General features: G+C 52.2%; 9 protein-coding genes. 5 read left to right on the top strand and 4 right to left on the bottom strand.

What is annotated here, in order from left to right; translation table 11 throughout:
* Nucleotides 1-165: 165 nt before the first annotated feature.
* Both J2Z70_RS18665 and J2Z70_RS18660 read right to left on the bottom strand, forming a co-directional pair.
* Nucleotides 166-1,773 carry a response regulator transcription factor gene (locus J2Z70_RS18665; protein ID WP_209875760.1) on the bottom strand — a complete coding sequence of 536 codons (1,608 nt, stop codon included), beginning with the start codon at nt 1,771-1,773 and terminating at the stop codon, nt 166-168.
* Nucleotides 1,763-3,562, bottom strand: a complete 1,800-nt coding sequence (locus tag J2Z70_RS18660; RefSeq protein WP_209875758.1) for a sensor histidine kinase — start codon at nt 3,560-3,562, stop codon at nt 1,763-1,765. The genes J2Z70_RS18665 and J2Z70_RS18660 overlap by 11 nt, the downstream gene beginning before the upstream one ends.
* A 250-nt stretch (nt 3,563-3,812) precedes the next feature.
* On the opposite strand from J2Z70_RS18660, the gene J2Z70_RS18655 reads away from it, so the two are divergent.
* From J2Z70_RS18655 to uidA, 4 genes are read left to right on the top strand one after another with little or no spacing between them, the layout of a single operon-like run.
* A complete protein-coding gene (locus J2Z70_RS18655; protein WP_209875842.1) occupies nt 3,813-4,697 on the top strand; it encodes a carbohydrate ABC transporter permease in 885 nt (294 codons plus the stop codon).
* Nucleotides 4,698-4,708: 11 nt separating this feature from the next.
* A complete protein-coding gene (locus J2Z70_RS18650; protein ID WP_209875756.1) occupies nt 4,709-5,539 on the top strand; it encodes a carbohydrate ABC transporter permease in 831 nt (276 codons plus the stop codon).
* Between the two features lie 27 nt (nt 5,540-5,566).
* Entirely contained in the window at nt 5,567-6,916 is a 1,350-nt protein-coding gene (locus J2Z70_RS18645; RefSeq protein WP_209875754.1) for an ABC transporter substrate-binding protein, read from the top strand.
* Between the two features lie 36 nt (nt 6,917-6,952).
* Nucleotides 6,953-8,764, top strand: coding sequence for a beta-glucuronidase (gene uidA / locus J2Z70_RS18640; protein WP_209875748.1), 1,812 nt, complete (start codon nt 6,953-6,955; stop codon nt 8,762-8,764).
* A gap of 516 nt (nt 8,765-9,280) precedes the next feature.
* Here uidA and J2Z70_RS18635 read toward each other — a convergent pair.
* A complete protein-coding gene (locus J2Z70_RS18635) occupies nt 9,281-10,126 on the bottom strand; it encodes an AraC family transcriptional regulator (protein WP_209875747.1) in 846 nt (281 codons plus the stop codon).
* Nucleotides 10,127-10,275: 149 nt separating this feature from the next.
* Between J2Z70_RS18635 and J2Z70_RS18630 the strand changes: the two genes are divergently transcribed.
* Nucleotides 10,276-12,252, top strand: a complete 1,977-nt coding sequence (locus J2Z70_RS18630; RefSeq protein WP_209875746.1) for a hypothetical protein — start codon at nt 10,276-10,278, stop codon at nt 12,250-12,252.
* A gap of 472 nt (nt 12,253-12,724) precedes the next feature.
* Here the strand turns inward: J2Z70_RS18630 and J2Z70_RS18625 are convergent, their stop codons facing one another.
* Nucleotides 12,725-13,225: a GNAT family N-acetyltransferase gene (locus tag J2Z70_RS18625; protein ID WP_209875745.1), complete on the bottom strand. Its 501-nt coding sequence runs from the start codon at nt 13,223-13,225 to the stop codon at nt 12,725-12,727.
* Between the last annotated feature and the right edge of the window lie 17 nt (nt 13,226-13,242).

The raw sequence follows: 13,242 nt of genomic DNA, 5'->3' as shown, positions 1-13,242 counted from the left end.
GAGAGACGATAAGGGCTACTCAGTCCGTTAACCCGCAAAAAGTGGCGTTTTCCTGGGAATAGGGTCTCTCAGGTCCGTTAGGAGCAAACTCGAACGGCCGGTGTAGTTTCGTTTTACGGAACCTCCGGGATCTGACCTATTCACAGAATTAAATCTGATGCTGTACTAGATGGACTTCCGGAATTCCGCCGGAGTCATGCCGGAGAAGTTACGGAACAGCTTGATGAAGTAGCTGACGTTGTCATAGCCGAGCTGCTCCGCGATTTCCACGATGGTCAGGTTCGTCTGATTGAGGAGGTCACGGGCGTGCTCCATTTTCACCCTGGTTACATACTCAATGAAGGTCAGCCCGGTCTCCAGACGGAATAACCGGCTGAAATGGGTGGGGTTCAGGCCCAGACGCTTCGCCATCTCCTCCATGCCAGCCTTCTCGCTGATATGATTCATTACATAACGTTTGGCTTCAGCTATTTCTTTGCGGACATTCTGCTTCCACATGGAGCTTAGCATGAGTATTTTATCCTTCAGGAATTCCTCCAGCCATTCCATGAGCTGCTCCAGCGTTTCGAATTCCTGGATCGAGCGCTGGAGCCGCTCACTGTTGAAGTTGCTGACGAAGTTCTGCATGACGACATATTTCAATTCCAGCTCCATTACCATCTTGAGCAGCCAGCTCTTCACACTCTCCACCGGATACTTCTGGTCCCCTATATACTGCTTAATCTCCCTGACCTTGGCCCCAATCTGTGAGCTGTCCTCCTGCTGAATGCAGTCCCTTAGCTGCTGGAGAATCTCCGAATAATGCACGAACAGGTCCTCGCCGCTGGTCTGGACAGGAGCATACTTCATAATCGCTCCCTCGGCGGCATAGAAGCGCAGGGCATGGGAATCCAGCAGCGCCTGAATCTGCTTCTTGATGTCGATCAGACTTGTAGTAGCCTCCCCGTAAAAGAAGGAAATCCCCATCCGCAAATGCAGCTTCGCCATTCTCTGGACATGCCGGAATTTATCACGGAATTCCTCGTAAAGATTGCGGACGAGGATATGCGGCAAAGGAATGAACAGGATGAACTGCCGTTCCGTCAGCGCGAACTGGATAATGCCGTCTATCTCCAGGAATTCCTGCAGCACATTATCCATCACGAACTGCAGGTTCACCACTCCGCCGAACCGCCTCTCCAGCTCATAGGAGCGCTCCGGGACTGCCAGTACAGGCAGATACGGGGTGCCTGTGTGCAGGTGGATGCCCATCGCTTCGGCTTGTCCGAACCACTCGGCTTCATCCCAGACCGGCTGCTCCACGAACATGCGGATGAACCGGGTCCGGATGGCGGCATGGTTCTGGCTGACCAGCTTCTCCATCTGGAGATAGTGGTTACGGGATTTCAATTTCACCTCCAGCCGGGCCACCGCCTCCGTCAATACGGCAATTACCTGATCGATCTGCAGACTCTCCTTCAATATATATTCGGCCACATTCAGTTTCACAGCCTTCTGGGCATATTCGAATTCCCCGTGGCAGGACAGGATAATCGTCTGCAGCTGAGGGTTCACCTCCCGCGCCTTCTGGATTAGCTCCAGTCCATTCATCGCTGGCATTCCGATATCCGTAAGCAGAATATCCGGCTGATGCAGCTGGCAGGCTTCCCAGGCCTGTCTGCCGTCCGAGCAGCAAGCCGATAGTTCAAGGCCGAGGGTGTCCCAGGGAATCGAAGTGCTTAAATACTCCAACACCGGATAATGATCGTCTGCCAGTACTACTTTATAGGTCATGATTATCTGCTCCTATCCGCTTCACGGGCATGATTAACTGTACGGTGGTGCGTAGCCCGTGAATGCTCTCAATGTTCATCTCGAAGCGCTCCCCGTAGATTAGCTTGAGCCGCTGGTAGACGTTGATTAATCCGATGCCGCGAGCGGACTCTGCCACTGGCGTCCCGTCAGCACTCAGGGCACCTAACTCCGCATCCTTCTGCCTGATGTGCTGAAGCAGGGCTGCGAGCGTATGCTCCTCCATTCCCGTGCCGTTATCCTCGATGGTAATGGTCAGCCTGGACTGAACGAGTCCGATGGTGATGACGACCCGCCCTCCGCCCTGCAAGAACCCGTGCTTGTAAGCATTCTCAATAATGGGCTGCAGGATGAACCGCGGCACCGTCTCCAGCAGCAGCTCTTTGTCCACATGCACTGCATATTCCGTAGGATATCTCATCGTGAACCGCATTAACTCCATATACTGCTTCGTGAAATCAAGCTCACTGGCAATGGAGACGAATTCCTCCCGGCTGGAGAAGCTGGCCCGCAGCATAGCGGAGAGGGAGCCGACGATCGCAGCATTCTCCTCATCCTGCTTCATCAGCAGCTTCAGCCGGATCGAACTAAGTACATTGAATAGAAAATGAGGGTTAATCTGGGCCTGCAGCATCGCAATCTCTGCCTGGCGCTTCAATTCCTGCTCCGTCTCCACCTGCCTGAGCATCAGCTGTACCCGGTCCAGCATGTTATCGAAGGAGTGTCCCAGGCTGCCGATCTCATCGGCTCCCCGGATGCCCGAGCGCACCATGAGATCCCCGTCCTCCACCCGGCGGGCCGCCTTGCCCAGGACAAGCACGGGCTTGGTGAATCTCCGCAGCAGAACCGTCAGCGCGAACAAGAAGCTGACCGCAAATATCGTCTGAATAATCAGGCCGGTCCGGTTAATCCCGTTCAACCTTTCCGTCAGCTGCTCATAGGGAGCGACACTGATGAGTCTCCATCTGGCAAACTTCAGCGGCAGTTCAAGGAGGAGCTGATTCTGCCCCTTGAACTTGACGATGTCAGGGAAGACCAGCTCATCTACAGGCAGCAGTTGATCAAAGCTTGTGCCTATCAGCTCCTGGTTCCGGTTCGACAGAATGTTCTCCTCTTCATCCAGCAGATACACATCCTCTTCCAGTGAAGCAAACCGTTCACGGATCGAAGCCTCACTGCGGCTGACAATCAGGTAGGCGTAGGGAGCGGCAGTCGTTTCTTCTCTTAAGGCACGCGCTGTCATGAAGATATACGGCTGCTCAGCCTGCAGGGAGGTCAGGTAATTGTCTTCTGCTCCCATAAATAAGGTGTCATACGGCGGGAGCTGCTCCAGAGTGGAGAACCAGCGCCGCTTCAGAAATTGCCGGGGATCATAATCATAGAAGGAATAATCGGAATAGGCATGTCCTTCCTTATCCAGCAGAGTGATCCTCAGATCGATGGTATCTCCGGCCACCTGCTCAAGGCGGCTGGTCAGGGTCCGCGCAGCTACGGGATTGGTCTTGGCATCCTCCAGCAGGGTCTTGATCTCCGGATCGAAATGGACGAAGTTCGACACCGACACCATCTCTTCGAAGATGACATCAATCTGCGACTGGACAATTCTCAGGGACTGCGTGGATTTCTCCAAGGAGTGCTCGCGGATAATCAGCTTGGAATAGACGTTGGTAATATAGAGCATCCCCAGTGCCGGAATTACAAGGCAGGCGATGGAGGTAAGGATTAGCTTTTGCCGGAAGGAGAGCTGACTGAGCCTGTGCTTTTCTTTCATTAATATCCCTCCAGTAGTAGACCTTCACAGACTTATGGTACTTGATTCTGCGGTTCGGCACATCCAATAATTTTTTCGATTTAGAAAAAATAATGCTATACAAAGTTTTCGCCACAGATAAATTCGTTGCATGTGCTGTGAAATTTGCCCTTCTATAATAAAGCTACAAACATAAAAAGAGGTGGATAAAGTGGAGGTTATTACTGAAGAGGGGACGGCAAAACGGTCCGGCAGCCCCGGGATAAGCAAGATGCGCAAGCAATCCTTTTACGACAATATTGCAGGGTATTTATTCATTGCCCCCATGCTCATTCTGACCGTAACGCTGGTAATTATTCCGATTCTCCTATCCGGTGTGATCAGCTTCTCGAACTGGAACTTTGTATCCGGGCTGGACGGGTTTCAATTTGTCGGTCTGGATAACTACACCCGGCTGGTGCAGGACGAGTCCTTTCACCGCTCGCTCTTCAACAACCTGATCATGATTGCCGTCGTTCCGGTCGCGATGTTCCTGGCGCTGGTGCTGGCGGTGCTGATCAACAAGGCAACCTATTTCAAAACCTTTTTCAAAGTGATCTACTTCATGCCCTTCATCTCGAGCTTCGTGGCCATCGCCCTGCTCTGGAGAGTACTCTATCACCCGAACAACGGTCCGATCAACGGCTTCCTCAGATCTATAGGGTTCGAGCATCCGCCCATGTGGCTGGCTGATCCCAAGTTCGCCCTGATCTCGGTCATGATTATTATGGTGTGGACTTCACTCGGCTTCAATATGGTCATCTATCTGGCGGGCCTTCAGAATATCTCACGGGATCTGTATGAAGCCGCCGATGTGGACGGGGCCTCACCGCTCAGACAATTCTTCAGAATTACACTGCCGATGCTGTCGCCTACGTCCTTCTTCCTGCTTATCACAGGAGTTGTCGGGTCCTTCAAGGTCTTCGATCTGATTATGGTGTTAACCGGCGGCGGCCCGGCAGGCTCAACCTCAGTTATTGTCTACTACCTGTATGAGGTGGCGTTCGTGAATCTGGAGTCGGGCTATGCTTCGGCGATGGGCATTATTCTGCTGATCCTCATCCTGCTGGTGACCTTGTTTCAATGGGTCGGACAAAAGAAATGGGTCAACTACTAGGAGGTATACACATGCGATCGATCAAGCTTAACCGTGTTATTGTTACCGTTTTCATGGGGGTTGCGGGCATCCTGTTCATCATGCCGTTCTTATGGATGCTCTCCGCCTCCTTCAAGCCCGAGCTGGATGTGATGAAATATCCGATAGAATGGATTCCCTCGAAATGGAATGCGGTGGAGAACTACAAGCAGGTATGGGCGGGAGCCGTGCCGTTCACGCTCTATTACTGGAACACGACGAAGGTTACCCTGATGTCTACAGCGCTGTCGCTGATTATTTCCGCTATGGCGGCTTACGGCTTCTCCAAAATCATTTTCAAAGGGCGGGATATTCTCTTCCTGGTTGTCCTGGCCACCTTCATGATTCCGACGCAGGCCATTCTGGTTCCGCAGTTCATTATGTACCGCTGGCTTGGACTGTTCGACAGCCATTTCGGGCTGGTGCTGCTTGCCGCCTCCGGCGTGCTGGGAACCTTCCTGCTGAGACAGTTCTTCCTGGGAATCCATGATGAAATTATTGAATCGGCGCGGATTGATGCAGCGGGCCACTGGACGATCTTCATGCGGATTGCCATGCCACTGGTGCAGCCAGCCCTTGCTACCTATATGATTCTCCGCTTTATCTGGACCTGGAATGATTACCAGAATCCGCTGATCTTCCTTCGTTCCGATTCATTGTTTACCCTGCAGCTGGGCATCCGGAAATTCGCTGATTTCAGCGGCGAGTTCTACTCCTTGATGATGGCAGGTGCCGTATCAGCCATTCTGCCATTGTTAATTATTTTCATGATCGGCCAGAAGCAGGTGATTGAGGGAGTTGCGATGGGCAGTGTCAAAGGCTAGACTAATTACATTACAGGGGGCCAAATCATGTCAAAAGTAAAACGCAATCTATTCATCGCTGTACCGCTGTTATCCCTGCTGGTATCCGGTTGCGGAGGCGCCGGCAATGCAGAGAAGGAGCCGGCGGCAACGGGTACCGGAACAGATGCAGAACAAGCGGTAACCATTAAGCTGAGCAACTGGTATGCCAAAAAAATGGACAACTGGGATATCGTCATTGCCGAGTTCGAGAAGCAGCATCCGAACATTAAGGTGGAATTCGCCTCTGCAGAGGACAACAACTCCAACGAGTATTATAAGAAGCTCGACCTGGCGGTGGCCGGGGGCGATGATCTGGATATCCTCATGTTCAGTAACATGACCTTCCTGTCCCAGCGTGCAGGGCTCGGCATGATCCAGCCACTGGATGATTATCTGGCTAAGGACGGCATTAATTTCAAGGATGAATATACAGCCGATACCAGCATTGACGGCAAAATCTATGGACTGCCCGGCAAGTCCTCCCAGGGTCTGGTCATTATCAATGAGGATCACCTGAAGGAGGCCGGACTTGAGCTGCCTAAGGATTGGACCTGGGATCAGTATATGGAATACTCCAAGGCGATGACGAAGAAAAATGGCGATAAGACCCGGTACGGTACCTATTTTCACAGCTGGATTCAATATGGCTACGTGGTGCAGAACTTCGGCCAGCCGGTGAATGCGAATCTGACTACCGATGACGGCAAGACCGCCAATATTGACAATCCGTTCATGCGCAAGTCGCTTGAGCTGCGGCTTCGGGGAGAATCGGAAGGCTCCGCAACCCCGTATTCCGAGGTGGTCAGCCAGAAGCTGAACTACAGACCGCAATATTTCAACCAGGACACCAGTATGCTTGTTACGGGCACATTCCTGATCCCGGAAACCGGGGGAACGGATACGATTCCGGCCAGCTTCAAGACTGTGTTCGCTCCGCTGCCGAAGATGAAGGCGGAAGACCCGATGTCCTCGAACGTGAGCGGGGATGTCCTGAGCATCTACAGCAAGTCCAAGCATAAAGACGAAGCCTACACCTTCATCCGCTGGTTCTCCACCGAAGGGATTGTACTGCAAGGCAAGAATATCCCGTCCTGGAAAAAAGCTGATCTGAATGATGTGGTGGACCGGATCATCGCAGGCAGCAAGACCCCGGAAATGATCGACAAAGCTTCCCTGCTCTATGTTCTGGAGAATACCAAATCTACTACTGCAGCTACGGCAGTACCTTATCACGCTGAGCTGGAGAAGGTGCTGCTGGAGGAGTTCGATAAAATGATGCTGTCCGGTCAAAGTATCGATGATACGATTCAGCATGCACAAACCAAGATTCAGAAGATTATTGATTCCAAATCCTGAATAAAAGAGACCAGAAAGTAGATAGGAGTGTTGTTCATGCTGTATCCAATCATGACGGAAACCCGCAGTCTGTATGATCTGGGCGGGGTATGGAATTTCAAGCTGGACGATGGCTCCGGCTGGGACGAGAGCTGGCAGGCATCGAAGCTCACAGATACGATCCCTATGGCGGTGCCCTCGGCTTACAATGATCTTGGCGTAAGCCCGGAGATTCGTAATCATGTCGGCTGGGTCTGGTATGAGCGGGAGCTGTCCCTTCCGCGTAACGTCATGAATGAGCGGCTTGTCCTGAGGTTCGGGTCGGCGACCCATAAGGCGAAGGTATTTATCAATGGAAGCTTGGTGATGGAGCATGCCGGCGGCTTCCTTCCCTTCGAGGGAGTGATTAATGACTATATCCGGCCTGGAACGAACCGGCTGACGGTAGCTGTTCATAACGTCGTGGATTACACCACATTGCCTGTTGGCCTGTACACGGAGACCGAAGGGCCGGACGGGAAGCTTAGGGTGAAGAACCAGCCGAACTTTGATTTCTTCAACTTTGCCGGATTGCAGCGGCCGGTGCGGATCTACTCTACGCCACTCATCTTCGTTCAGGACGTCACTGTAGTGACCGATTATAAGGAGGAGCAGGGGGAGGAGAGGCAAGGGATAGTCCGCTATAGCGTGGACATTAGCGGCGAAGCCGAGGTCCGGGTTACGGTACTGGATGAAGATGGGAACACGCTCTGCTCAGGGACGGAGCCGTCCGGTGTACTGGATATTCCATCTGTCAGACTATGGCAGCCGCTGAACGCCTACTTGTACACCCTGAAGATTGAGCTTCTGCAAGCGGAGCAGGTGGTTGATGTCTATGAGCTGCCGTTCGGCGTGCGGACGGTCCAAGTGAGGGACGGACAGTTCCTGATCAATGGCGAGCCGTTCTACTTCAAGGGCTACGGCAGACATGAGGATACCCCGTTCCATGGACGGGGTCTGGATGAAGCGGCGAACATTATGGATTTCAATCTGATGAAATGGTCCGGGGCCAACTCCTTCCGCACGGCGCATTATCCGTATGCCGAGGAAGTGATGCGGCTGGCCGACCGTGAAGGCTTCGTCGTGATCAATGAGACCCCGGCGGTAGGCTTGGATCTTAACTTTCTAGTGATGTTCTCAGGAGGATCGAAGAAGGATACCTGGGCAGAGGTCCAGACCTTCGGGCATCACCAGCAGGTGATTCGTGAGCTTATCCAGCGGGATAAGAACCATGCCTGTGTAGTGATGTGGAATGTAGCGAACGAACCGGCCTCTTATGAGGATGGGGCATACGAATACTTCAAGCCGCTGATTGAGCAGCTGCGGGAGGAAGATCCGCAGCACCGTCCGGTGACCCTGGTGACGCATATTGAGGCATCCCCGGCGAACGACAGAATCTCTGAGCTGATCGATGTGCTGGCCTTCAACCGGTATTACGGCTGGTATGTGGACGGGGGAGACCTGGAATCGGCGAAGATTAAGCTGCGGCAGGAGCTGGAGGCGTGGACCAAGCGCTGCCCCGGCAAGCCGATGATGATGACCGAATATGGAACCGATACCGTGGCCGGACTGCATGATGTGGAGCCGATCATGTTCACTGAGGAGTATCAGGTGGCGTTCTACAAGGCTAACCACGAGGTCTTCGACGAGTTCCAGGAGTTTGTGGGCGAGCAGGTATGGAATTTTGCCGACTTTGCTACCAGCCAGGGTATTATCCGGGTGCAGGGGAACAAGAAAGGCATCTTCACCCGTGACCGCAAGCCCAAGGCGGCAGCCCACGAGCTGCGCCGGAGATGGACGGAGATACCGGATTTTGGGTATAAGAAGTAGATTGAGTTTAAGTTGCAACGTAAGTTTGCAAGCCTTCAAGATTGCAAGCCTCGAAGCCTCCAAGCTTGCAAGTCTCCAACCCTTCAAGTCTCCCGTTATGGGAGGCTTTTTTTATACAATAACCCCCGGCTTGGCTGGGAGCCTTATGTGATACGTTGCAAGAGGGGAGGGCGGATATAGTTGGAAAAAAGGCACTTAATTTTGCCGAAATCGAGGGTTGAGAGCAAGCAGTTTGAAAAAGTACACTTAATTCCTGGAATCCGATGGATTTAGCAGAAGTCGGGCTGAGTAAGCTGCATTTTTCCAACTAATTAGTTTACGTACCCCTTTACCGCCAAATTAGATGTACAATTTCCACTTGTATAAGTCCGCCGCCATGAGTCAGACGCTGTAAGTCCCCCGCGCGCTCAACTGTAAGCAACACTCTCTCGAATCTGTAAATCCCCAGCCCACTAATGATCCAGTCCCGCCTTCCGCAGACACTTCGCCTGCCCGCTCCACTTCCCGCGAGACATCCTACAGTTCCTGCTTGGCGTATCTGCCCGGGGACATGCCGGCCACCTTGGTGAAGCTGCGGATGAAATTGGCATAATCGCTGAAGCCGGATTGATAACAGGCCTCGGTGATGCTAAGCCCTTCGCGGAGGCAGGCCTTGGCTAACGAAATCCTGCGGTCCAGTATGTAGGAACGGAGCGTTAAGCCTGTGTGCTGTTTGAACTGACGGCTAATATAGGTGCTGTTCAAATGAAAGGTACTGCTAAGCTGCTCAAGCGTGAGGGTCTGGCCCAGATGGGCATCAATATACTCCATGGTCCTGCGGACCAGCTCCGGCATGATATCTGCAGGAACGATGCTTGTTCTATGAAACAGGGTGTTGGTCAGCACCAATAATTGAGCAAGCATGCTGTTGGCGAGGATATCTGCCCCATACGCATCCGATGAGAGGACCTCCTCCAGATCGCCGGTCAACCTGAGAACCTGCTGAAGCTCGGCTTCCTCCAGATGCACGATGTTGCCCTTACCCTTCGGGCGGTGGTCGAAGCACCAGGATAGAGGAGTAGCAGGAGTAGACAGGCGGTGCAGATAAGATTTTTGGAGATTGATCGTAATCCGTTCATATTCCGATTCATCCTGGCTGAAGGAACGATGCATTTCTTCCGGGTTCAACACAAGCAGATCTCCGCGCTGCAGGTGGTAGCAGCTGTTCTCAATATAGAACTTGACGTTGCCGCGCAGAAATAAGTACAGCTCATACGCTTCATGGCGGTGATAGAAGGTTCCCATATTATAGGTGGTTGTCCTGTGCAGGTAGAGGTAATCTTTATGGATAGGGTCATAGCGAAGCTCAAATGGCTCGTTCATGGGTAACCTCCGGATCATTTCGCGCAATAATAACAGCGGAACCTGCAATGATTCTTCTCTGGAACTACTTTAAAATGACATTATCCTAGCATGCAGGAATATGATTTGCAACCCTTTTATTGTATTACAACAGACTGGAGGTCAGGATAGTGGAACTGATCATAACGGCAAGAAGCAAGGCTCAGGAAGATCATGAATATACCGGACTTAACGGGCATGGACTACATGCATCCGTTGAGATAACAGGCGGGACAGGCAGTGCACAGCATCCCTTTCAGGCTCTTGTACAGATCACGAATCTGAACGACACGCCTTGGTCAGGCGTCATTCATGTGGAGTTGCCGTTTGCCAAGGCTGATCCGCGCTTTTTTCTTCCCGCCTTTATGTATGGGCGCAACCGCGGAGAGGCTCCGCAGAATGTTCCGAATGAGTTTCCGAGATTAAGGGATGGGCAGCCCGCGCGTCCTTCTTCTTCCTGGTGGATGGTGCGCAGCGACCGGCTGTCACACCCTGCAGCGCTTGTATATGACACTGGCAAAGTGTACGGATTATGCGCCAGCCCTTATTTTATATACAGGGAGGGAGAGAAGATCCAGTGGAAGCCTGGGCTAGAGGGGGAGTTCTTGCAGTATGGCGGCTTCACCTGCTCGCTTGCCAAGGGAACGGTCGGCTATACGCTGGGGTATGAGAATGCTCCGCTTCTGTTCATCAAATCGCGTCTTGTCAAGGAACGGGCAGCGCTGGAGGAGAACTGCTTCGAACTGGCGGCCTCAGAGTCAGTAACGTTCATGCTGGATTTGTATGACTACAAGGCTGAGTCTGAGCTGGGCATCAATGCTGCGCTGGAAGAGATCTATTCCCGCTATCATCAGCCCCCAAGACCCGGCAGCGGGATCAGGAGCGCTGCGGCCGATCTGTCGAAGGCCATCTATCAGTATGCGTGGCTGCCTGAGGACCGGAGTTACACAACCTTTGTCTATGAGGACAAGGAGACGGGCGGGTACCGGTACAATAAAATCATCTCCATCAGCTGGACAAACGGTCTGACTGTAGCCACTCCTATGCTGATGGCTGCGCTGCGGCTGGGAGATGAGCCTATGCGCGGGCAGGCGCTCTCCTGCATTGAGCATATCATCGGGAACTCCCTGAACCCGGCTTCCGGTCTTCCCTATGAGGCTTATCAGGACGGGAAATGGAGCATTTACGGCTGGTGGTTTGACGGGATGCGCACGCCCGGACATTCCGCTTATCTATGCGGACAGGCCTTGTTCTATATTATGAAGGCCTATGAATACGAGAAAAGGCTCAACCATGTCATTCACGAGGACTGGGTGGACTTCGTGCGGAAGATTCTCCCTGTACTGGAGAGAAGCCGGAATTCGGACGGTGAATACCCTACGATTCTCTCCGAGCGAACCGGTGCCGGGCTTGAATATGATTCCTTCAGCGGGAGCTGGATCATGGCTGCCATAGCCTACTATAGCTGGCTAACCGGAAACCGGTCGCATCTGGACAGCCTGAAGCGCAGTGAGCGGCATTATTATGAGACCTATGTGAAGCGGATGGAATGTTATGGAGCGCCGCTTGATGCAGATAAGGCGGTAGATTCTGAAGGGATTCTGGCGTACATCAGAGCGGTCAGATATCTGCACGCCCTCACTGGGGATGAGCTGTATCTGGATCATATGAGGGATGCGCTTGCTTACGAATTCACCTTCAAATTTGCTTACAATTCACCAGTGAAGGTGCCGCCGCTCAGCACGGTGGGGTGGTCGAGCTGCGGGGGAAGCGTGACCTCCGTCGCCAATCCGCATATTCATCCCATGTCGAGCAGCGTGGTAGATGAGCTGTATTATTATGTGAAGCGGCGTGAAGATCCTTATGTGAAGCAGCGGATGCTGGATACCGTCGGCTGGGGCTGTCAGACCTACAACCGGTATGACCGGGAATTCGGTCACGGCCTGACGGGCTGGATGTCCGAGAGATTCTGCCACTCGGAGGGTCTGGTGACCGAGACCTACAGTGACGGTTCACCGGCCAGCACCTGGTTCTGTCTGATGCCTTGGGCCAGCGGCAGTATTATTGAAGGTCTGGTTGGCGAGTACTGGGAGGCGGACAGCGAGTAACGCTATTAATTCTCAATGTTGATATTCTGCCAAAAAGATGGGGCTGTCCCAAAAGGGACAGCCTCTTTTATCGTGGAAAATATGTATGCGAAAAACAGCATACATTTGCCTGGCGCGCAGGCTTGAGGCCTGAATGTATGCGAAAAACAGCATACATTTTGCTGACACGCAGGCGTGAGGCCTGAATGTATGCGAAAAACAGCATACATTTGCTGACGCGCAGGCGTGAGGCCGGAATGTATGCGAAAAACAGCATACATTTGCTGGCGCGCAGGCGTGAGGCCTGAATGTATGCGGAAAACAGCATACATTTTGCTGACGCGCACGTGAGGCCTGAATGTATGCGAAAAACAGCATACATTTTGCTGACGCGCAGGGAGCGGTCCCACTCCCCCAAATGCTTACGCTGAATCTACTCCAGCATAAAGAGCTATCCCAAGCAACCGTTTCATGGCTTCAGGGACAGCTCCAATTAAGCTATCGTAAATTTCATACCCATCGTCTGCACTGCATTTCCTTGAATTTCAGTGGAACCATCTTCTACGAATACCGGAATTTCAAGTGCGGATATCAACTTAGTCCAAAACTTAACAGCTTTTACATTCGATTTGAACATCCCCACCTCGTAGCGGCCAGAATACATTTGGAAGATTTGCATGACAGCATCTTTGGCTATATTCGTGCCTCTGTATTTGGGCAATACAAATAGCTCCTGCACTGAATAGTCGACTTCCTTTGCAACATAAGGAGGAGAGGTAACCAGAATAAATCCAACGATTTTGTCATTAAACGTGATGAAGTGAGGATATAACCGATCGTCCCTATAATATGGCGAGATGTCTTCCATTTCAAATGTACCTTCTGCTCCAATATCCTCCTGTGAGTAAGCAGAAAGCTCATAGAGATAGTAATTAAATAAGTTCTCAAACAGCTCTTTGTTTGCCTCTGTTATTTGCTGAATTGCTGCCTTCATCATTAACCCCCAGTTAT

Source organism: Paenibacillus silagei, assembly GCF_017874735.1.
GTDB classification, from domain to species: Bacteria; Bacillota; Bacilli; order Paenibacillales; family Paenibacillaceae; genus Paenibacillus_AQ; species Paenibacillus_AQ silagei.
The sequence above is the reverse complement of the archived record's forward strand: the minus strand, read 5'-3'. Positions and strand labels throughout refer to the sequence as shown.